The organism is Paraburkholderia sp. JPY465 (genome assembly GCF_050436725.1).
In the GTDB taxonomy this organism is placed as follows: domain Bacteria; phylum Pseudomonadota; class Gammaproteobacteria; order Burkholderiales; family Burkholderiaceae; genus Paraburkholderia; species Paraburkholderia youngii.
Map to the genome: position 1 here is coordinate 419,191 of NZ_JBNDMT010000006.1, position 21,906 is coordinate 441,096.

At 60.1% G+C, this 21,906-nt stretch carries 17 protein-coding genes and 1 pseudogene; 4 read left to right on the forward strand and 14 right to left on the reverse strand.

Translation table 11 applies throughout. From position 1 onward, the window contains the following. Positions 1–66: 66 nt before the first annotated feature. Together QFZ94_RS35135 and QFZ94_RS35140 are read left to right on the forward strand one after the other, a co-directional pair. Positions 67–1,395 carry an MFS transporter gene (locus tag QFZ94_RS35135; RefSeq protein WP_429462703.1) on the forward strand — a complete coding sequence of 443 codons (1,329 nt, stop codon included), beginning with the start codon at positions 67–69 and terminating at the stop codon, positions 1,393–1,395. A gap of 52 nt (positions 1,396–1,447) precedes the next feature. Then, positions 1,448–2,737, forward strand: coding sequence for an MFS transporter (locus tag QFZ94_RS35140; protein WP_429462705.1), 1,290 nt, complete (start codon positions 1,448–1,450; stop codon positions 2,735–2,737). A 119-nt stretch (positions 2,738–2,856) separates the two neighbouring features. Here QFZ94_RS35140 and QFZ94_RS35145 read toward each other — a convergent pair whose 3' ends face one another. The 10 genes from QFZ94_RS35145 to QFZ94_RS35190 all read right to left on the reverse strand — a co-directional run bounded on the left by QFZ94_RS35145 (position 2,857) and on the right by QFZ94_RS35190 (position 15,719). Continuing rightward, complete coding sequence (locus QFZ94_RS35145) at positions 2,857–3,162, reverse strand: lysozyme inhibitor LprI family protein (protein ID WP_368584205.1); 306 nt, start codon at positions 3,160–3,162, stop codon at positions 2,857–2,859. A gap of 296 nt (positions 3,163–3,458) precedes the next feature. Beyond that, positions 3,459–4,439: a glycosyltransferase family 2 protein gene (locus tag QFZ94_RS35150; protein ID WP_410850967.1), complete on the reverse strand. Its 981-nt coding sequence runs from the start codon at positions 4,437–4,439 to the stop codon at positions 3,459–3,461. Positions 4,440–4,900: 461 nt separating this feature from the next. Next, positions 4,901–5,746, reverse strand: coding sequence for a hypothetical protein (locus tag QFZ94_RS35155; protein WP_429462707.1), 846 nt, complete (start codon positions 5,744–5,746; stop codon positions 4,901–4,903). Between the two features lie 414 nt (positions 5,747–6,160). Continuing rightward, on the reverse strand, positions 6,161–7,057 hold the full coding sequence (locus QFZ94_RS35160) for a hypothetical protein (RefSeq protein ID WP_429462709.1): 897 nt from the start codon (positions 7,055–7,057) through the stop codon (positions 6,161–6,163). Positions 7,058–7,192: 135 nt separating this feature from the next. Further along, positions 7,193–8,422: a hypothetical protein gene (locus QFZ94_RS35165; protein ID WP_429462711.1), complete on the reverse strand. Its 1,230-nt coding sequence runs from the start codon at positions 8,420–8,422 to the stop codon at positions 7,193–7,195. Positions 8,423–8,495: 73 nt separating this feature from the next. Continuing rightward, entirely contained in the window at positions 8,496–9,608 is a 1,113-nt protein-coding gene (gene glf, locus QFZ94_RS35170; protein ID WP_429462713.1) for a UDP-galactopyranose mutase, read from the reverse strand. Beyond that, positions 9,598–10,863 carry a flippase gene (locus QFZ94_RS35175; RefSeq protein WP_368584211.1) on the reverse strand — a complete coding sequence of 422 codons (1,266 nt, stop codon included), beginning with the start codon at positions 10,861–10,863 and terminating at the stop codon, positions 9,598–9,600. The genes glf and QFZ94_RS35175 overlap by 11 nt, the downstream gene beginning before the upstream one ends. A gap of 861 nt (positions 10,864–11,724) precedes the next feature. Further along, positions 11,725–12,891 carry a hypothetical protein gene (locus QFZ94_RS35180; protein ID WP_429463631.1) on the reverse strand — a complete coding sequence of 389 codons (1,167 nt, stop codon included), beginning with the start codon at positions 12,889–12,891 and terminating at the stop codon, positions 11,725–11,727. Positions 12,892–13,553: 662 nt separating this feature from the next. After that, positions 13,554–15,347, reverse strand: a complete 1,794-nt coding sequence (locus QFZ94_RS35185; RefSeq protein WP_429462714.1) for a PQQ-binding-like beta-propeller repeat protein — start codon at positions 15,345–15,347, stop codon at positions 13,554–13,556. A gap of 216 nt (positions 15,348–15,563) precedes the next feature. After that, positions 15,564–15,719: a hypothetical protein gene (locus QFZ94_RS35190; RefSeq protein WP_368584299.1), complete on the reverse strand. Its 156-nt coding sequence runs from the start codon at positions 15,717–15,719 to the stop codon at positions 15,564–15,566. Here QFZ94_RS35190 and QFZ94_RS35195 point away from each other — a divergent pair. Then, positions 15,689–16,531: pseudogene (locus QFZ94_RS35195) on the forward strand (GntR family transcriptional regulator); the annotation flags it as partial. The gene QFZ94_RS35190 and the pseudogene QFZ94_RS35195 overlap by 31 nt on opposite strands. Positions 16,532–16,572: 41 nt before the next feature. Then, positions 16,573–17,307 carry an ABC transporter substrate-binding protein gene (locus QFZ94_RS35200; protein ID WP_429462715.1) on the forward strand — a complete coding sequence of 245 codons (735 nt, stop codon included), beginning with the start codon at positions 16,573–16,575 and terminating at the stop codon, positions 17,305–17,307. Between the two features lie 74 nt (positions 17,308–17,381). On the opposite strand, the gene QFZ94_RS35205 is transcribed toward QFZ94_RS35200, so the two are convergent. The 4 genes from QFZ94_RS35205 to QFZ94_RS35220 form a co-directional block, all read right to left on the reverse strand. Beyond that, positions 17,382–17,798 carry an organic hydroperoxide resistance protein gene (locus QFZ94_RS35205; protein ID WP_429462716.1) on the reverse strand — a complete coding sequence of 139 codons (417 nt, stop codon included), beginning with the start codon at positions 17,796–17,798 and terminating at the stop codon, positions 17,382–17,384. Positions 17,799–18,008: 210 nt separating this feature from the next. Then, complete coding sequence (locus QFZ94_RS35210; protein ID WP_410850959.1) at positions 18,009–19,313, reverse strand: cation:proton antiporter; 1,305 nt, start codon at positions 19,311–19,313, stop codon at positions 18,009–18,011. Positions 19,314–19,364: 51 nt separating this feature from the next. Next, positions 19,365–19,685 carry a hypothetical protein gene (locus QFZ94_RS35215; protein WP_429462717.1) on the reverse strand — a complete coding sequence of 107 codons (321 nt, stop codon included), beginning with the start codon at positions 19,683–19,685 and terminating at the stop codon, positions 19,365–19,367. A gap of 68 nt (positions 19,686–19,753) precedes the next feature. Continuing rightward, on the reverse strand, positions 19,754–21,853 hold the full coding sequence (locus QFZ94_RS35220; protein WP_429462718.1) for a protein-L-isoaspartate(D-aspartate) O-methyltransferase: 2,100 nt from the start codon (positions 21,851–21,853) through the stop codon (positions 19,754–19,756). Between the last annotated feature and the right edge of the window lie 53 nt (positions 21,854–21,906).

The following is a 21,906-nucleotide window of genomic DNA, read 5'->3' on the forward strand; positions in this document are numbered from 1 at the left end:
GCTTCCAATCCGCGCCTACGAGGCTCGCGACGCGCAATGCGCGTCGCCATCGAAGGAGACAACCCCATGAGTAGCCCGATTGCCGACACGGCGCGGCCCGCGCTCGCCGGCGCGCTGGCGAGCGCGGTGCACAAGATCAAATGGCGCGTGCTGCCGCTGTTCGTCGTGATGTTCATCGTCAATTACATCGACCGCGTGAACATCGGCTTCGTGCGCCAGCATCTGAGCGCCGATCTGGGCATCGGCGCGGCGGCCTATGGGCTCGGTGCGGGGCTCTTCTTCATCAGCTACGCGATTTTCGAAGTGCCGTCGAACATCCTGCTGCAGCGCTACGGCGCGAAGCTGTGGCTCGCGCGTATCATGCTGACCTGGGGACTGGCCGCGGCCGGCATGGCATTCGTGCGCGGCGAGACGTCGTTCTACGCGATGCGGCTGCTGCTCGGCGCAGCCGAAGCGGGCTTCTTTCCCGGCGTCATCTACTACTTCACGCAATGGCTGCCGAGCAACGAGCGCGGCAAGGCAATGGCGATCTTCCTGAGCGGCTCGGCGCTCGCGTCGGTACTGTCCGGGCCGATCTCCGGCGGGCTGATGCTGATCGAAGGCGCGGGGTTGCGCGGCTGGCAGTGGATGTTCATCATCGAAGGCATGTTCTCGGTCGTGCTCGCGGGCTTCATCCTGCTGTGGCTCGACTCGAAGCCGCGCGACGCCGCGTGGCTCACCCGCGCCGAGCAGGACGCAGTGCTGGATGCGATCGACGAAGAGCAACGCCAGCGCGCCGCCGCGCACCCGGTCAAGCCGTCGCTCGGAACCCTGCTGCGCGATCCGCAAATACTGATCTTCTGCCTGATCTACTTCGCGGTGTCGCTGACCATCTACGGCGCGACTTTCTGGCTGCCCAGCATCATCCACAAGATGGGCCATTGCAACGACTTCCAGGTCGGCCTGTTCAACTCGATCCCGTGGCTGATCTCGATCGCGGCGATGTATCTGTTCGCGATGCTCGCGGCGCGCTTCAAGTTCCAGCAGGCGTGGGTGGCGTGCGTGCTGCTGATCGCCGCGCTCGGCATGTATGCGGCCGGCCAGGGCGGCCCGGTGTTCTCATTCGTCGCGATCTGCTTTGCCGCGATCGGCTTCAAGGCGGCCTCGTCGCTGTTCTGGGTGATCCCGCAGGGCTATCTCGACGCGCGGATTTCCGCCGCGGTGCTGGCGCTGATCAACTCGATCGGCAACCTCGGCGGCTTCGTCGCGCCGGCCGCCTTCGGCTTCCTCGAACAGAAAACCGGCTCGATCGAGGGCGGCCTCACCGGACTCGCGGTGATGTCGGTGATTGCCGCCGGGGTCGTGTTCTTCTCGCGCATGAGCCCGCGCGAAGGATTGCCCGCCTCAGCGCATTGACCGTATCGAACAACCGCATAGACACCATTTTCAGGAACCTTCAGGAGACACGATGAAAACACTAGAAGCAACGACGGCTGCCGCACGGACGGCCGTCGGACGATACCGATGGACCATCTGCGCGATGATCTTCGCGGCGACGACGATCAACTACATGGATCGTCAGATGCTTGGGCTGCTCGCGCCGCTGCTGCAAAAAGATATCGGTTGGAACCAGGTGCAGTATGCGCAGACCGTGATGGTGTTTACGGTCGCCTATGCGGTGGGTCTCGCGATCTTCGGCCGCATCGCCGATCGCGTCAGCACGAAGAAGGTCTACGGCAGCGCGATGGCGCTGTGGAGTCTCGCGGCGATGCTGCACGCGGTGGCATCGACCGTGCCGGGTTTCGCGGCTGTACGCGGTTTGCTCGGCTTCGGCGAAGCGGCCAATTTCCCGGTCGCGATCCGCACTACCGCCACGTGGTTTCCGAAGAAGGAACGCGCGCTTGCGACGGGCTTCTGGAACATGGGCGCGACGATCGGCGGCATCGTGGCGCCGGCCTTCGTGCCGATCGCCGCGGTGATGTGGGGCTGGCGCGCGACGTTCATCGCGGGCGGCGCGACCGGTTTCGTCTGGCTGGCGGTGTGGTGGCTGGTTTATCGGCAGCCTTCGGAGCATCCGTCGGTGTCGAAGGAAGAACTCGCCTACATCAATGCGGATCGCGAGGAAGTCGTCGAGCAGAAAGTCAGCTGGTTGTCGGTGCTCAAGTACCGCGAAACGTGGGCGTTCGTCTTCGGCAAGCTGCTGACCGATCCGGTGTGGTGGTTCTATCTGTTCTGGCTGCCCAAGTGGCTCAATGAGTCGCGCCATATCGATATCGCCCACATGGGCCTGCCGCTGATCGCAATCTATACGATGTCGTCGGTCGGCAGCGTGGCGGGTGGCTGGCTGTCGTCGCATCTGATGGCGCGCACCAACCGGCCGAATTTCGCACGCAAGCTCACGATGCTCATCTGTGCATTGTGCGTGGTGCCGATCGCAACGTTGTCGGCATTCCAGAGCCTGTGGTGGGCGGTGCTCGCCGTTGGTCTCGCGGCAGCGGCGCACCAGGGCTGGTCAGCGAATCTGGTCACGACGGTCGGCGACGTGTTTCCGAAGCGGGTGGTCGGCACGGTGGTCGGTATCGGCGGCGTGGCGGGGATGGTCGGTTCGTTCTTCTTCTCCGGCGTGATCGGCGAGACCTTGCAGCGCACCGGGAATTATTGGGCACTCTTTGCGGTCGGCGCATCGGCGTATCTGATTGCGCTGGGCATCATTCACCTGTTGATGCCGCGGATGACGGCGGTGAAGTTGCGCGATTGATGTAACGGTTGTCGGTGACACAACCGAAGGGCGGGGGACGCATCAGTGGCGTCCCCCGCCCTTTTTTGTCTGGACGGGGATGCAGCCGAGTTGATCCAGTGAGTGATTGGCACTCGCGCTTACTGATTGATTGGCTTTGTCAGTTCATCGAGCCGATGCGTGGTAATTCTCGTCATGCAGTCCCAAAACTCGACGAATCGCAACGATGCCTGTCCAGCCTCATACACTTCCGCATAACACTCGTTGTCGCGATAGAGGTTCCAGCTCTCCTGTGCTCTCCGGAAATATGGAAGTGCCTCGGGTTCGCCATTCGCTCGTAGCTCCTGGTCGCCGTCAACCATGATCCGCTCTATTGCAGATATCTTCTTCTCGAGCGTCTCCGAGATGCGTTCGAAATCGTGCTGAGCGCAAGCCGAAACGTCCATTGTCGCTAAGGCGTCATTCTTGCAAAATCTGTCAATTTGCTCCTGAGTTTTCCGGTGAAATATTGGCTAGCCGGCGCAGCTTTCGTGTAGTCGAACGCAGAGCCATAGATAGAGCCTGACGAATATGTATGTAGTCGGCGATGCGTAAGCGCCAAGCGACACAATTAACTACAAGTTCCAGTACTCTCGGCGTACCTGTTGGGGAAACAAGAGTGCGTTCGATTCGGTCACGCGATCTCGTGTACCTCCAACGCGCTCGGCGCTAAATGATGTGCCGGATGACGCATTCTGCTGTGTCAGCGGCGGTTGAAGCGTCTTACGACGCAATAAAAGATCCACGGATGGATCTTGAGCATGGTCATAGTGATGGAAAGCTTCAGATGCCGATCGGCAAACAGGCCAAGCAGGTGCTTCACGCGCAGCTTCTCCGATACGCTTTGCAGAATAGGGCTCGCGAGGCGGTAAGTCGGCGCGGTGATTGCGGTCTGAAACGCGATCGCGCGGAATGCCCAGCTGTATTTGAGCCGGAAGAAGAGGCGCTTGTAGTCGGTAATCGGGAGGGACGCGGTATTTTTTTCCACGCGGTCCATGATGGCAAAAAGGTCGACGACCTGCGGGTTGAAGCGTCTCGAAATTCCTGATTCACGGATCATGTACGAATAGAGGTTGTCCGGGATGAGGCGCACCACTTTCGAGTTGGCGAGCGTTTGCACCGACACGCAAACGTCTTCGAAGATGAGACCGCACGGATGTTCGGCTGCAACGAAAATGGAGCGGCGCACAAGCTTGTTCCAGCAAAAGGCTTGCAGCTTGAGTTCGAGAATTTTCTGGACGGCTTCCACGCCAGTGATAATGCCGTCGCCGGAATCGATCCGAGCGTTGACGGCGCCATCGGGACTGATGCGCTCGGCGGCGAAAATGACGACATCGGCGTCGTGCTGGTCGGCTTCGCGCAGCACGGTGGAAATGAGATCGCGATGGACGTGGTCGTCGCTGTCAACGCAAAGCACATAGTCGCCCCGCGCTTCCGATGCTGCGATTTTTCGCGTTTCAGCGAGCCCTTTGTTGTCGATGTTTCTGATTAACTTCCACGAAATGCGATCCTGTTGCGCGAGAACCCGGGCGGCGATTTCACCGGAGCGATCGGGGCTGCAGTCGTCGACGGCGATGATTTCGAAATCGGTGCTGGATTGTGACAGCAGTGAGTCGAGACAGTCCTCGATATAGTCCTCGACCTTGTAGATAGGCAGCAGAACGCTGATTCTCGGTGCGGACATAGACAATGCTCCTGGAGGTAAACGAGGCGTGAACTACCCGTTCTATATCGCAAAATCCCGGCTTCGCGACGAAATCAACTAATCACGAATCATGTTGTGGGAGCAAATCGGGCCGACCTGAAGTGCCGGCAGTCTGGGTCTACCAAGATCGCCAGCAACTGAAATAAGCAGACAATAAATTGGGTAAAACGGGACTATGGTCGCGGCGCAATCACAGGACAAGTCGACCAGCATGCGACCGGGAACGAAGTACACTACAGACTAGCTGTAAACGCATCGCTGCACCAATATCTTGTAGGAATCGGCACAAATTGGTGAGGTATTGGCGTATTCCACCACTGCGGCAGTGGATCAGGCAAGTATGTCAGATAGGAACTTTTAATGAAATCGTTTTTGCGATAATGAGACGAATATGCCAATAGTTATCAATTAAATCCGGTGTGTGAATACGTGTCATCAAATTAGCTGGATAACCCGCGCCCCAATGCTATTCGCATGAGTTTGCGAACGCCTTCATCGCGGCCGACTCTCTCTTCGGCGTTACTGATCAACCTCTGCATCACATCCGCGGGATAGATCTCGTCGAAAAGCTGATCGGATCCAGTACTGGCAAACACGTGATGCAGGAATGACCCCTTCGGTGGACAGACCCGTTTGAACACGCCAAGCTTAACCACACGATTATTCCAAAATTTAAGCGTATATGCATTGGTGCAAAGCGCAGCGCACTCTTCGAAATAGTGGGGCAAAAAGACCTTATAATAGGAATCGGCATGCACCGGATAAAACACTTTTTCAGCCAAGCCGGCCTTTGCACCATAGATCTCCGTCAAAATATGGGAGCCAGTAGCACGCCATTTTATATCGGTGTTCTCCATCGCTTCTACCCGCTGAATTACATCATGCAGCCGTGGATTCCCCGGGTCGAGGCGCAGGAGTGCGTTGCAAAGCAGATCCGGCTCTCCCCGGCCGACCAAGTCGCCCGCAATGTTCAGGTCAAATCGTCTCAGGAGAAGAATATCTGTGTCCGCCCAGATTTCATCCGTTTTGGTAAACATTATTAACCGGAAATAATCTGTGAAATGCGCCAATGAAGGAACGCCATTAACGGGAAAAGCGCTCAGCGAGTCGGCCGAAAGGATCGACTGGGCGTCCTTTTCGATCACGCCTTTTGGCAAGTTGCTGATGGGTTTATAACTATACACAGCGATTTCGCTGCCATTAGCAATGAACGTATTCAAACAAGCGATTTCATAAGGAGACAATTCCGGACCATTCCAGAACGTTGCAAATTTTGCATCGCTCATAATTTAGCCTCCTCGATTTGCTTCGTTGAGAGCATCGCCGCGTTGCTGCATACCATTGGAGACTCGGCAGTGCCGTACGCGAGAAGGTGGTTGCAACGGACTACACGATACGAGAGTTTATACAGAACTAAATGCGATCCATGGAGCATGTCTCTTTTCGCCCGACTAATGTCGCCAATGGTTGAGTGTGACTAATTAATCATTTATCGAAAATCTCCGCCGTCGACAAGTCGATCCTGACGTTCATCACAACTGCCGACGGCCTTGAACTCATTGTGAGGATGCTCTTCCTGCCGCTTTTACGACGAGTCTCGATAAGTTGACAATGCCCCCGCGACAGGTTTGCTGCTTCGAAAACGGTCTATGCCCACGGCAGCGAAACGGTATCCGCATCAATCACACGCATTATCATTCTCAACGGCTTGAGCGCCTTTCCGGAGCCCGATGTATTGGCCACGTTGTGCGCTTGATATGATGAAGCCACGGCAGATACTCTTTCAGCAGCCTCATAAAACTGACGATATCTTTCCGTCGCACCGGATTGCTGCCCTTTACCGCATGAATGAACAACATTGGATTGCCCAGTCGTCCGCTCGCATATGATTTGCCTACATCGCTTCTTTTGCCACGAATGACCTTTATCGGAGTGCCCAGCATCCCGTATTGCGCGAGCGTCTGATTCAATTCAAAATTTGGGCTCGTAGTTGAATCGTCTCCCATGCCGCTCCCAGCCGAGCCGACCGGGCGTGTATGGAACACGGAAAAACGATCAATAATGCCAACCTTTCCAAAAGAAGCGACCCACTTGGGCCACAAGAAATCGAGGCCCCAGCCTGATTTGTTCATCCCGAAGCTGTGTTTTATCGCTTGCAAGGCATTCGAAGATAAACATGGCATCATCAACTCCACGAAATTTGTTTCGCGAAATTCAAACTCGCTGTTTTGCAACGTCGTTTGGTGACCGAAATAGCTTCTCTCGTCGAGAGACGGTTGCGCGAGTGCGAAATTCTCTCGTTCTACATACTCGAAGAAGTCGTTCAGGGTTTGAACATCCGTCAGGATGTCGTCGTCCGGGAGCCAGATGTAACGATATTGCAGAATCAATTGGGCATTTTGCAACATGAAGTCGTTAAGACCTTCCCATTTTGATCCTTTGAATCGATGTATGGCTTTGGCATAGATGTCTGCATAATCTTCGTTCTTCCCGTAGTAACTCAGGATCAAATCAAAGTTTGGGGCCTGTCCGCCGCTGAACCATTGCGGATGCAAGGAACTGTCTCCACACCTCAGAACGACCAGGTACTTGTTCATCTTTCAATTTCCCTATGCATAGATGCAGATTGCGCGGCACGTAAAGACAGTCACTGGCGAAGAATTGCATTTGACTGACACCAACCGCGCGAAATCATGAAACGACACACTCCGCTCGGCGACGCGCGCCCTTGCTCATTTCCATAGCGTGCGCACTCGCCGATAGATCGCGCGACTGACACGCTTCGACGCTTTAAGCGTCCCCTTGGTGGCCTGCGGCGGGTGGTCTTCGAGCCAGCGCAACCGCGCTTCGATATCGCGTTCACGGTCCGCGTAGAGTGAAATCGGAAAGGGATGGCCGAGCCTCGCGTCGTATAGCGCGCGAGCGGCATCGACGATGTCGCGGTTCTCCTCACGCTGGGTAAAGTACGCGATGTGAACGAACGGCACGCTGCGCGTACAAACGATTCGCAGCTGCTGTCGCGCGCAGTACATATGCATCATGTGCTCGTCGTCCTGCCCACCGTCGTCGATCATGTCCCATAACCGCTTGCGAAAAAGAATGCAGCCGATCGAATAGCGCGATTCTGAGGGCACTTCGCAAGGTTCGAGCGCCCGAGTGGCGGCGATGAAAGCATCAGGCTGAAGCGTGGTCCGTTCATGTAGCCAGCGCGCGATGTGCGGATAGCCCCATATCGTGCCATTGGTGCCTTTCTCGATCTGCTCAGCAGGGATGATTCGTATCGGACAGCGACCGTCCCCGGCGGCACCGACGAAATGCGGATGCGCCTGGTTCGTAAAGTACTCGCGCTCCAGGTTCATCGCACGCATCACTTCAGGGAAGCCCCAGTTGTTGTTGTTGATGAGCGGGGTGACGTAGGCAAGCCCGTCCCCGCTTTCCTTTTCCACCTCGTCGTACGTGGCGAGCATCTTGTCGAACCACCCGCCGGCGATCGGGAACGCGTCGTCGTCCACCTTGCAGATCAGGTCGATTTCGGCGAACGCCGGCTGCGAGAGTAGTTTTTTGATCGTGCGATAAGGTGGACCAGGCGGAATATCGTCGACGACCCGAACGACGCCCGGAAAAAGCCTTGCGTAGCGCCGCGCGACGGCAAGCGTGCGTTCCGCGTCATAGCCGCCCCGACAGTTCTGAAGCAGGATGAACTCGACGCCTGTTGGCCGGTACGCCATGTGACTGGCGAGGGTCAGTTCGAGCGCTGCGTAGTCGCGACAGAGCAGGACCAGAATAGCGACTCGCCTCGACGCCGAGTTAGAACGGGATGCAGTCATGCTACTCCTTCGTAGGACGAGTACATTAGTACAAGCAAAGATCAAGTTAGAAAGAGTTAGCGGCGAAGAATTGCATTTGACCGACGCCGACCGCGCGAACCATAGAACCGTTACTACGGCGAGCCCGATGCGCACGCAAACGAAGAGACGTTCAAGTACACGCTCCAAATCTTTCAGGCAATCCAGGCAAGCTCTCGGTCGCCACCAGTCAGAGCTTTCTTACTACTGCTCCTTCGACGAGTCCCTCTACTGCTTTGAGCGCCGCACCAACGACCTGGTCCATGTTGTAATAGCGATACTGCGCCAGCCTGCCCACAAAAGTCACATCGGTAACTGTCTCCGCGAGCGCGCTGTAACGCATGAACAATGCCTCGTTTTCCTTGCGCGGAATCGGGTAGTACGGCTCGCCTTCGGCTCGCGGATACTCCTTTACAATCGAAGTCCCCTGATGCTGTTGCCCGGTGAGGTGCTTGAACTCAGTAATCCTCGTATATTCGTGATCGTTCGGATAGTTGATGGTACCCGTCGTCTGAAAACGCTCCACGTCGTTCAGATGCTGGTGTTGAAAGTGGAGGCTGCGGTACGGAAGCTTGCCAAACCGATACCCGAAATACGCGTCGATCGGTCCAGTGTACACAAGGTGTCCACATTCGATATTCGCTTTCACCACGTCATAGTCGGTCGACAGACGCACGTCGATATTTGGACTGTCAAGCATCTTTTCGAACATCGCGGTGTAGCCGTGCGCCGGCATAAATTGATAAGTATCGGTGAAGTACCGGTCGTCGTCGTTCGAACGCGTTGGTATTCGCGCAGCGACACCCGCAGACAATTCAGACAGATCGAGTCCCCATTGCTTGCGCGTATAGCCACGGAAAAACTTGTCGCACAGATCCGGGCCAACGCTGCTCAGCACCACGTCCTCGCTGGTCGTATTGACCTCTCGCGCTTCACGTACCGACTCAAGGAACGCTATCGTGTCCTGCTCGCTCAGATCGAGGCCATATAGCTTGTTGATCGTCGTGCGATTGATCGGTATCGGATACAGATCCCCGTCTACATAAGCCTTTACGCGATGCTCGTAGAAGCGCCAATCAGTAAAACCCGACAGGTACTCGAATATCCGCTTACTGTTCGTATGAAAGATGTGCGGACCATACGGATGGATCAGCACACCGTTCTCATCCTCGCGGTCATATGCATTGCCGCCAATATGATTTCTCTTGTCTACGACAAGCACACGCTTGCCGCTTGCCGCCAGACGTTCGGCACAGACCGCGCCCGCAAAGCCGGCGCCTACGATAAGGAAGTCATAATTCATCTCTGCGCATCCTCGTATAAAAAGCTGGAATCTTGCATTTGATCAGGTGGAGAGCCATTAAGGCCGTAACCAGAAATTCGGTGGCAAGCACTGACATTGCCGCGCCCTGAGCGCCATAAGCCGATGCAAGAGGCACGAGCAGGGCAAGGTTGATCAAGCCGCAGACGACCAGTATCTCGCTGACTCTCTTCTTCATGCCGAGCGGCAGCATCACCTGAACGCCCAGTACATTGTTTAGACAGATGAGCAGCGGCAGGAGGGCCATCCACTTAAGAACGATGACCGCTGGTTCGTACCCAGGGCCCACGGCGATGCGAATGATCAAATCGGCGCCGGCCCAGAGCGCGACCGAAGCGAGCAACATGGCCGAGCCCCCCAGGTAGAGCATCTTGCGCACCAGCCCAAACGCCTTTTCGGAGTCTTCGGAAAAGAGCGCCGTCACGCGCGGGTAAATTGCGTTGGCGAACGGTACGAGCGGCGCCTGGGCGACATTCCGAATCTTGTCGGCTACGCCAAAGTAGCCAACAGCGACGTCTCCCGCAATAAATCCAAGCAACACGCTATTAGTGGTGGTGTACAGACTGATCGCTGCCGTGGAAATGAACATGTGCCAGCCTTCACGAAGCGCTTCGATGACGTCCGCCATGCTCGGCATCAAGGGGATGATCAGTCGGTTTTTTGCGATCAGGATCGATGCGACGACTCCGGCAGCAATCACGCTCATCGAACTGATGAGCGACGCGATCCACGTGTCGGCCGGCGAGTGCACCAGGAAGAATGTTAGCGGAAGCAGTAGCACCCGCGCGCTCAACGTGGAGACCGTAGTAAACGTCATCTGCTCCAGGCCCTGGAAAAGCCACTGTGGAAACAGGACCGTTCCGATAACGACCGGATAGGTAGCTAGCAGAACCGGCAGCAGTTCGCGCAATCTTGCTACGAAGAAAGCCGCTACAAGCAGGATGGCGAGGCAGACCACAGCGATAAGCGCCTTTGCGCCTTGTGTCGCCCAAAAGATCTTCGATACCGCGTGCCGATCTTTTTGGACCCGTGCGACGTGAGCAGTCGCTGACCAGTTAAAACCATAGTCCGTCAGCAGCACGAGATAACCAACTAAGGCTTGCGCGAAGACGTATGCACCAAAGTGTTCCGGGCGCAGAACACGCAACAGGTAGGGAAATGTTGCAAGCGGCAGCAGCATGTTGGCTGCTTGCAGAACTGACAGCGCAACGATGTTGTGTCGGAGGGGACTCGTCATGAGTTAGCCGTTGTCAATACATCGATGAAGGATCGCTTGGAGACATACCTTTATATCCCGTGGGCGGAGTGCGAGTAAGGTCTCCGCGCAAGCGAATACCTGATCAGGCCGACGCCGGTTGGGCCTTGCTACCGGCTCCCAAACTCTTCGTCCGAGGAAGCCACCGCTACCGGCAGTAAGCCGCACGACTCGTTGACGGTGCGCCACGAATTTCATCAGAGTCGTACAACAGTGACGCATCCGCGCCGGACCCTGGTGAGTTCCGGTATCAAGCAACCAGTTCGCCAGCCTGCTCTTGCGATCGCGCGGCTCATCAGTAAACGCCACCTTTGCTGTCGATGTTTCTGACGAGCTTCCAGGGAATGCGATTCCGTTTGCGCGAGAACCTCCGGCGGCGATTCCACCGGAGCGATCGGGGCTGCTGTCATCGCCCTTGTTTCGCGAAAAACCTTGTGGGAGCAAACCGGGCCCACCTGAAATGCCGGTCGTCTGGGTCCACCAGAATCGGCAGGAACTGAAATAAGCAGACAATTGATTAAGGTAGAACGGGTTTGTGCCGTTGCGGCGCAATCACAGGAAAGGCCGACCGGTGCGGCCAGGAAACGAAGTACTCTATGAATTTGTATATGCTTCGCTGCACCAATGTCAGGAACCGGCACAAATTGGTGAGGTATTGGCGCATTCCCCACTTCGATAGTGGACAGGCCAAGTATGCCAATAGATATCTACAAACCGGTGTGAGAGCGTCGCCGCGGCGATCCTGACGTTCTCACAACAGCCGACGAGTCTGCTTTTCACGCCGCAAACGGTCTGCTCGCCGGTGTCCTGGGCGACGGCTTGGTACGGTCGCAATAGAAGACGTCATGGTGACGGAGAGCTCCGGCCGCTCGTCGCATTGCGCTTGCCAGTCACGACAGACCATGCTCGGCGACCGTTTTTCCACAGCGTGCGCACTCGCCGATAGATCGCGCGACTGACACGCTTCGACGCTTTAAGCGTCCCCTTGGTGGCCTGCGGCGGGTGGTCTTCGAGCCAGCGCAACCGCGCTTCGATATCGCGTTCACGGTCCGCGTAGAGTGAAATCGGGAAGGGATGGCCAAGCCTCCCGTCGTAAAGCGCGCGAGCGGCATCGACGATGTCGCGGTTCTCCTCACGCTGGGTAAAGTACGCGATGTGAACGAACGGCACGCTGCGCGCACAGACGATTCTCAGCCGGTGCCGCTCACAGTAGACATGCATCATGTGCTCGTCGTCCTGCCCACCGTCGTCGATCATGTCCCATAACCGCTTGCGAAAAAGAATGCAGCCGATCGAATAGCGCAATGCTGCCGGCACTTCGCAAGGTTCGAGGTCCTGAGTCGCAGCGATGAAAGCATCAGGTTGCAGCGTGGTCCGTTCATGTAGCCAGCGCGCGATGTGCGGATAGCCCCATATCGTGCCATTGGTGCCGATCTCGATCTGCTCCGCAGGGATGATTCGCAGCGGAAAGCGCTTGTCCCCGTCGGCCCCGACGAAATGCGGATGCGCCTGGTTCGTGAAGTACTCGCGCTCCAGGTTCATCACGCGCATCACCTCAGGGAAGCCCCAGTTGTTGTTGTTGATGAGGGGAGTGACGTAGGCAAGCTCGTTGCCGCTTTCCTTTTCCGCCGCGTCGTACGTGGCCAGCATCTTGTCGAGCCACCCGCCGGCGATAGGGAACGCGTCGTCGTCCACCTTGCAGATCAGGTCGATTTCGGCGAACGCCGGCTGCGAGAGTAGTTTTTTGATCGTGCGATAAGGTGGACCAGGCGGAATGTCGTCGACGACCCGAACGACGCCCGGAAAAAGCCTTGCGTAGCGCCGCGCGACGGCAAGCGTGCGTTCCGCGTCATAGCCGCCCCGACAGTTCTGAAGCAGGATGAACTCGACGCCTGTTGGCCGGTACGCCATGTGACTGGCGAGGGTTAGTTCGAGCGCCGCGTAGTCGCGACAGAGCAGGACCAGAATGGCGACTCGCCTCGACGCCGCGTTAGAACGGGATGCAGTCATGCTACTCCTTCGTAGGTGCCGACGAGCACATTGTCTAAGGAACATACAGGCGAGCATCGGGACACACTGAATTCGGCGTCGTCTACATCACGAATTTACGAACACCAAGAGTGCCGATGCTAATAACCGCGCCTCAGGGTGCAGCACCGATCGCGGCTACTAAAGAGACAAGACGGGGACACGCCGGTTCATCATAGTACAAGCAACGATGAAATGAAGTCGCATTCCATAGCGCGTCGCCCCACTTCTCGGCGGCGAACGGTTACTTTAAGTATTGAGGCAAACAACTGCCGACCGGCCACGATCTTGCGCACACAGCGCGCAAAGCGCTCTGTTCGAGCGCCAACGCCTGTAGCGCATCAGGCTCGATCGGCAATTCCGCGACAGGGATGGCGGTGGGCGGCATGGCCATCATGATGCCCAACTCGCGCTACGTTTAGAAGCCCGGGGAGCCTTGTATTTGCGTGCGAGAGCAACGTCGACTCGCGCGCGTCACCGCGACGGCGCGATGCGGCGCGCGCGCCGGGAACGCCTCGACGTCATCGAATTGCGACGGGTCAGCAGGACGCGCGCAGCGGCGCGATACTGCGAATCACTGCGCGCAATCAGAGCAGAGTGGCTATGCTTGCGAAAAAGTTACGTTTCGCTAACGGGTTTAGCAGTCAGAGGCCATAGGCATGAACCACGTGGTCGCCACCAGCGACGAAGACTTGCCCGTTCACGACCATCGGCGACGCGAAGTTGCCCTCGCCGTTTTGAGCTGGCGTGTATTGGTCGTGGAAGAGTATGGTCCCGTCCGCGGCATCCAATGCATAAAAGTGGTTGCCCAAACCGTCCGCGTAATACACCACACCATTTGCGGCGACGGGCGGGATAGCCGGGTTGAACGCGACTTGGTTCAAGCCGACTTGCGCCGTCCACACGGGTTTGGGGTTCACAGTACAGTTGCTGTCGATCGACAGTGCAATCACCCCGTGTTGGTATAAGTTGTTGCTCCCCGAACCGCCAGGGGACACGACGTAAAGCCGATTCAGCACCGGGTCGAATGCAGGAAGGCCTATGTTGCTGCCGTCGGCTGAAGTTTGGGAAATCGTCAACTTTTCAATGGGACCCTGCTGCTGAATAGTGGCTCGGTTATAAATGAACAGGTTGCCGGACTTGTTGTAGGCCGCGAGCATCGTCGGGCAGGTGGGACGCTGAAAGAGCAATGCTGTAGCGCCGAAGTCGACGTCCGTGAGGGGCGGAGAAAGCGGCGAGTTCGACGCCGCTACCGCCAGGGTCGGCGTGAGCTTCACGACGTGCTCCGCGAACGCGGCATTTTCCGGCTGGGCGAATGCGTTGCCCGTGAGTGCATAGACGACCGTCCCATCCGGCGGAATCGATACGCCGCCCATACCCCATACACCGCCCCCATCTGGCCCGGTTGCGCCGGTTGGATACCAGCGTTGCAGAATCGCAGCTGGGTTGGTGGTGGACGCGCGGACGACCTGTCCATGGTACGGCTCCGTATCGCAGGGGTCACCGGCTGTCGCCACGTATATCGACGAACCATCGGGACTGAGCGTCAAGCCGCCATAGACCATCGTTATTGGAGTAGCGTTGTTTGGGTCGAGAAGTAGCAGGTTGAAGCCCGGGAGATCCACGCCGGTCTGCAGGTTGTACGCATGCAGGTAGCCTCGCCCGCTCACAACGAAAATCCGGTTGTTGGCATGGTCGATGACGGGCGTGCCCTGCACCCCGATCTTGCCTTGGAACAGCCCCTGGCAGGCCGACGTCAAGATAGCTTGAGGGATTTGGGCGCTTTTCCAAATGATATTCCCTGTCGCGGCATTCAGTGCATATGTACTGTTCCCCTCTGTCGCAACATAGACGATATCGGTTGGCACCCCGTTGATCATCACCCCGGCAGCCAGTACCGGCTGAGTCAGGATGGCACCGTCCAGGACTTTTGAGTCCCAGTGCTTTACCATCGTCCTCACGTTGGTCTGGGTGAGCACCGTCTCGACTGAGTTATACCCAGTCCGCTGCCTGTTCATACCATACGTCGGCCAGTCGGTCGTCGTAAAGGTTGGCGCGGCGACGGCCCCTGGTGTCCGGCTCAATGTAGCGGCAGTCGCTGCTTCGGGAGCCTGGTACGGCGTATCCACCGCCGGCCCGCGATCGTCGCGGAAATTATTCGGATTGATCTTGTCTCCGCCGTTCTGTTTGTCTACGTCCGATCCGTCGAGGGCGGCGGCTGGCGGCACTTTCGGTCCGACGCCATGCGGGTGCGGGCCATGAGGGAATGGGTCCAGTGCGTTTGACGACGCCTGAGCGGCTACTGCAAGACCCGGGGCAGATGCCGCAGCCGGTGCCGCGTTCGAACTTTGCGCTTGTGCGCCCGAGCCCGCCGCGCAGGCGAGGATCAAAGCTGCAACGAGCCGAGAAGCGTCGATAACGTTGTGTGCGCTTTTCATGTAGCCACCTCTTGCAAATATTGCTGTTAGCAATGGGTAGACGGCGCACCGCGACTTCTCGCCTCGACCTACTAATTGATACGCGCTTTGCTAACGTGAGGTCAATCGTACGCCATCTAAAACCAACCGCAAGAGATGGCCGCGATGGACTACCGTCTGGCGGACGGGGAATTGTCCCTATTGAGTGATTCAAGGCTCACACACCGTTCGGCTGCTTCATCCGAATGGCCGCGCGCGCAGTTCGGCGAGCGTACTGTCCGGAAAGCGCGACTCGGCGGACATCTTGCCGAGCTGCATCGCGCGCGGATAGAACGAGCCGGGGAAGTGCGCGGTCTGGAACGGGACTCGACGCCGGCGCGCACCTGCCCGCACAGATGCTCGCCGACCGTCTGCGCGTCTCACGTTCCCCCGTGAACGAAGCGCTGCCGTAGCTACACGACAAAGGCATCTTGACGCGGGAAAAGAATCGCGGCTTCTTCGTCGCGAAGCCGCTCTCCGAATCTCTTGCGGACGTGGTCGACGAACTGCATCTTGCCGAGGCCGGCGTCGTCACGCGTGCCTATTTCCAGATCGCCGACGACCGCCTGAAAAGCGAACTGCCCGATGAATTCTCCGAGCAGCTGATCCGCACCCGCTACGGACTGACGAGCGCGCAACTGACCGCTGTGCTCGGCCGCATCGCGCGGGAAGGATGGGCTGAACGCAAACCGGGTTATGGCTGGCAGTTCTCGCCAAGGTTGACCACGCGCGACGGCCTGCTAAAGTCGTACCGGCTGCGGCTCGCGCTCGAACCGGCGGCATCGCTGGAGCCCGGCTGCCGGCTCGAGCGCAAGGTGCTGGAGCGGTGTCGTGAGGTCGAGATGCATCTGCTCGCGGGCGGCATCGAAACGGATACCGCCGACCAGTTGCACGATCGCGGCGTGCGCTTTCACGAGTCGCTCGCCGAGGCTTCGGCCAACAGCTTTTTCATCAACACGATCCGGCGGGTGAACCGCCTGCGCCGCTTGCTGTCGTATCGCTCGATGCAGCATCGCGAGCGCTACGTCGAACACGCGAAGCACCATTTGCATCTGCTCGAACTGTCGGAGCGGGAGCGCAACGAAGAAGCGTCGGAAGCGATGCGCGAGCATCTGCTGCAGACGCTCGACGCGCTGTCCCGCAGCAGCGAAATCCTTGAACCCTGAGACCGCCCTTCGCCCTGAACGCGGTCGCCACGAGAACCTCTATGACTATCGATCCCACCGTCGTCGCCGCCTTCTCGCCCACGGGCAAGCTGCGCGCGTCGATCAATCTCGGCAATCCGATCCTCGCCAATCGCGATGCCCAGTCCGGCGAGCCGTTCGGCGTTTCGATCGATCTCGCGCGCGCGTTCGCCGCGAAACTTGGCGTCGAACTGGAACTGGTGGTGTTCGATACGGCCGCCAAATCGGTGCAGGCCGTCAGCGAGGAACGCGCGGATTTCGGCTTCTTCGCGATCGATCCATCGCGCGGCGCAACGATTGAATTCACGGCGCCGTATGTACTGATCGAAGGCTTCTATCTGGTGCGCGACGACTCGCCGGTGCGGTCGAATCAGGATGTGGATCAGGCGCACAACCGGGTCGTCGTCGGCAAAGGCAGTGCGTACGATCTGTTCCTCACGCGCGAGTTGAAAGCCGCGCAGATCGTGCGCGCGCCGAGCTCGCCGAGTGTCGTGCCGACATTTATCGAGCAGCAACTGGAAGTGGCGGCAGGCGTGAAGCAGCAACTCGAAGCCGATGCGAAGCAAACGGCCGGGCTGCGGCTGCTCGACGAGCGCTTCATGGTGATCCGGCAGGCGATGGGTGTTCCGAAGAGCCGCGGCGAAGCGGCGGCTCAGGCGCTGCGGTCGTTTGTCGAGGAGGTGAAGGCGTCGGGCTTCGTGGCGGAATCGCTCGCGCGGCATGGAATCGCCGGGGCGTCCGTGGCGCCTGCCGCGTAGCGGTCGGCTCCGGGCCGACATCGCGTGGGGAGCCGGACGGGCACCGCCCCGCCACGAACCACCCCGACTAACTCTCAAACGAGCGTAGTCTGCACATCCACGTTACCGCGCAACGCCTTCGAATACGGGCAGGTCTGATGCGCGCGCTCGATCAACGCGCGCGCCACGTCACGCTCGACACCGGGAATACTGACGAACAGACGCGCCTGAAGGAAATAGGCGCCATCGGTGGTGCCGAGATCGATTTCCGTATCGACGCTCGTATCGGCAGGCAACGAAAGGTGCAGCGCGCGCGCCGCCAAACCGAGCGCGCCGATGTAACACGCCGACCAGCCGGCGGCCAGCAACTGCTCGGGGTTCGTTCCAACGCCCGCGGTGCCGGGCGATGACAGCTTGATGTCGAGACGGCCGTCCGAGCTGCGCGCGGCGCCTTCGCGGCCGCCGGTCGTGTGGGTTTTACCGGTGTACAGCACGTTTTCGATGCGGGTCATGGTGGCTTACTCCTGTTGATCCAGTGTTGTTGAGATCTGCAAATCCGGGCTCGAACTTGCGTTGGACGTATTTGAACGCTCCGACGTATCGCGCGTGTGTCTGGATCAGCGGGTTTGGTGTGCGCACGTATCCGTGGTCCGCGCAGATACATTGCGATACAAGGAGCGGCGCGCGGCAACTAGCGCACGCCATCGCGCCCGTCGCTTCGTTCAGCGACGCCGGTCGAAATACCGCCGCAGCAGATAGTTGGCGGTCGAGCCATGCAACAGCACCGACAACACGATCGCATCGAGCACCGCGGGCAGCAGCGGCGTCATCGCGCCGCGCGCATATTCGAGGCCGAACATCAGGTAGTAAAACGCGCCGACTCCGCGGATGCCCATCCATGCCATCAGATACCGCTGGCTGCTGTCGATGCGCGCACCGATCATCGCGACGACGACGGACAGCGGCCGCGCGACGAAAAACAGAAACACCGCGGGCAACACGGCGCGCACGTCGAGCATCTCGCGCCAATGCGCGGACACGACGCAGCCGATGATCAGCATCAGCGACAACTCCGCGAGCCGCTCCATTTCGCGCGTGAAGCCCATCATCGATTCGGCGAGGATCGCATGCGCCTTTTCCGGATCTTTCGCGACATCGGCCTGTTCGCCGTGCTGCACCTCGTCGAGCACTTCGGACGGATTCTTGTCGCCGGTCGAGCGCAATTCCTCGTGACGCACGGCGACGCCCGCCACGAATACCGCGACGAACGCATACGCGTGCACCAGCAGCGCCGCGCCGTATGACGTCGCCATCAGCCCTAGCGCGAGAAAGCCGTCGAGACCGATCGCTTCGCCGTAGCGGGTGCGCAGAAAGAAGATCGCGCGCGCGAACACGATCGCGAATACGCAGCCGACCACGAGCGCGCTGACGATCCCCCACAGCACCGAGCCGGCGAAATGCACGCCGCTGCCGGAGCCGAACAGGCTCGCGCCGGCAAGCGTCAGACCCAGCACCGCAAACGGATAGGCGGCGCCGTCGTTGAGGCCGCCCTCACCCGACAAAGCGAAGCGCACGGGTTCGTCGTCGCCGGCCTGCGTCACGCGCAGTTCGTTGGCGAGCACCGGGTCGGTCGGTGCGAGCGCTGCCGCGAGGAACAACGCCGCGCCGTCCGCGCGTCCGGTCAGCAAAGCGGTAAAGCCGAACATCAAGGCAACGGTGACGATCATCGCGGGCCCGCCGAGCCGCAGCGGCAACCACCACAACGGATTGCGCAGCCGCACGCGCAGATGCATGCCGATCGAGAACAGCGACACGACGAGCCCGACTTCGGCGAGCGTCGCGAGCAGCACGGTATTGCGGAGTAAATCGACACCGACGAGCCCGAACACGGCCGGCCCGACCGCCGCGCCGACCAGCAGATAGATCATTGCGCCGGTCAGCGGCAAGCGGCGGATCGGCCCGCGCGCAACCGCCATGAACGTGAGCAGTGCGCCGATCAGCAGGAACCAGACCGGTTCGTCTCTCATGGCGGAATCGCGAGCACGGGCGGCGACGGCGGCAGCCGGGCCGCGTCGCCGCTAGCGCGCGCTGCTGGCACCGTGGGGCGCGCTCGCGCCCTGCTGACTGCGCTGGCCGTGCTGAGCCGCCGCCTGGTTCGCGCGCCCCGCCTGCTCGCGGTTCGTCTGGTCGCGGCTCAATTCGCCGGGTGGCGTGCCCGACTGGGCTGCCGCGCCCGCCCCGCCTTCGGTGCCCGCGTCTTTGTCGGCCTGCGCGAATAGCAACGCTCGCGCGGCGACGGCCGGCTGAGTCCCGGCCCACTCGATCGCTTGCGCGCAGACGAAGTCACTCGCAACACTGAACATCGCGGCGACGGCAAAGCGCTGAATGACCTTCTCCATGAGCGGCTCCCCCGGTTCTGACAGTCTGGATATGCACTGTCCGAACCGTTGCAAGCCGCGTTCCTCGCTCACACACCGAATGGAAACGTCTCCGACGCGTGGCATTTTTCATCGGCGGAAACGGGCAGCGCGGTCACCGCGCTGGTGCGATCGAACCACACGAACGCATCGAACTGCCCGGCCAGCGACGCTTCCGCGTAGTGGCTATACCGCTCGGTCTCCGGACGATAAATGACGCCGATGAAGCGCTCCAGCAGCGGCGCGCGCAGCCGTTCGCACAGCGCGTCGTGCACGCCGGGCCGCAGGTCGAGCAGAAAGCGCGCGAGGCCCGTGGCGTGCATGCTGAATTCGACGCTGCCATCGAGCGATGGCCGCACGTTCTTCACTTCCATCGGTCCTCCCCAGTCGCTGGCCGCGGCGACCGTGCCGCTGTGCGTGCCGAAGCCGATCAGCGCCGCCGCGTCGCCGAACTGCGCGCGGCACAGCTGGCCCAGATTGATCTCGTCCTGCACGCGGCCCATCTGCGTGGCGCTCGCGTCGCCGATATGCGAGTTGTGCGCCCACACGACCACACGCGCCTGCGGGCCGCGACTGTCGAGCGCATGCCGCAGCGTGTCGAACATATGCGTGTCGCGCAAATTCCAGCTTTGCGGTCCGCCGTAATACATCGCGCGATAGTAGTGTTCGGCGACCGCCACGAGCCGCGCGTTCTGCGCCGCGTCGAGGAAGCGTTCGCCGTCTTCCCGCGCATAGTCGAGCCGGCTTTTCAGCAGATCGCCGAGCTGGGCGATCACGTGCTCTTCGCACTGCGCGTAGCCGCCGCTCAATGCGGCGCGCCCGTACACGGTGGGATCTTTCTGCCACGGACTGAGGCACCCATAACGCTCGCGCGCGATGCGCGCCGCGGCCGGGTCGACGCTGTCCAGATAGCGCAGCACCGCGTCGATCGATTCCGACAGGCTGTAAATATCCAGCCCGTAAAAGCGCGTCTCGCTGTCGCGATGCAGGGCATTGTGCGAGCGCAGCCACGCGACGAAGCTCATGAAATCGGTGTTGCGCCACATCCAGGTCGGAAAGCGGCGAAACGGTCGAGACCGTTCGCCGGGCATCGGCCTGTCGCGCACATGCCGGTCGATGATCGCGGCATCGGGCCAGTCGGCCTCGACCGCGATCATCGAAAAGCCGTGCCGCTCGACGAGGTGTCGCGTGATCGCCGCCCGCGCGCGATAGAACTCCGACGTGCCGTGACTGGCCTCGCCGAGCAGCACGACGCGTCGCCCGGCGAAGCGGTCGAAAAACGCCGCGAATTCCGCGGAATCGATGTCGGGTAACGGTTCGGCCGCGTCGCGAAGCGCGAGTTCGAGCGCGGCCGGCTTAGGCGCGGCCGGCTTAGGCGCGGCCGGCTTAGGCGCGACCGGCTGAGGTGCGGCCGGCTTAGGCGTGGCCCGCTCAGGCGCGACCGGCTCAGGTTCGAGCGGCGTAGGCGTGGGCCGCGAATCCGCATGCGCCACGCCGCCTGGCGCCGGCCAGCCGTCGTCGCCGACGAGCGGCACGAAGCGCACGTCCGCGAACGCATGTTCGTCGTAATCGTGTTCGTCACGCCGCACGATCTTCACGAGCCGCTGACGGCTCGGACTGCTGCCGACCGGCATCACGAGCCGTCCGCCGACCGCGAGCTGCACGCGCAGCGCCTGCGGCACACGCGGCCCGCCTGCCGCCGCGATGATCGCGTTATACGGCGCATGCGCGGCAAGACCCGCGGTGCCGTCGCCGACATGCACTTCGACGTTCTCGTAGCCGAGCCGCTGCAAGCGCTCGCGCGCGCGCTCGGCGAGGCTCGCGTCGCGCTCGATGGAATCCACCCGGCCCGCGATCTCCGCGGCGATCGCGGCCGCATAGCCGGAGCCCGTACCGATGTCGAGCACACGGTCGCCGGGCTGCAATTCGGCGGCCGCAAGCATCTTCGCGACGATGTACGGCTGCGAGATCGACTGTTCGCCGCCGATCGGCAGCGGCGTATCGTCATACGCGAATTCGCGCAGATCGGACGGCACGAACGCTTCGCGTGGCACGCGCCGCATCGCCTCGATCACGAAGTCGTCGCGCACGCCGCGTTGCACGATTTGCCGCTCGACCATCCATGCGCGCGCTTCGTCGAAATCGCCCATCGCCGCCTCCTCGCGAATGCGCAGCGCTGCGCGCCCCCCCGCATCGCGGCGGG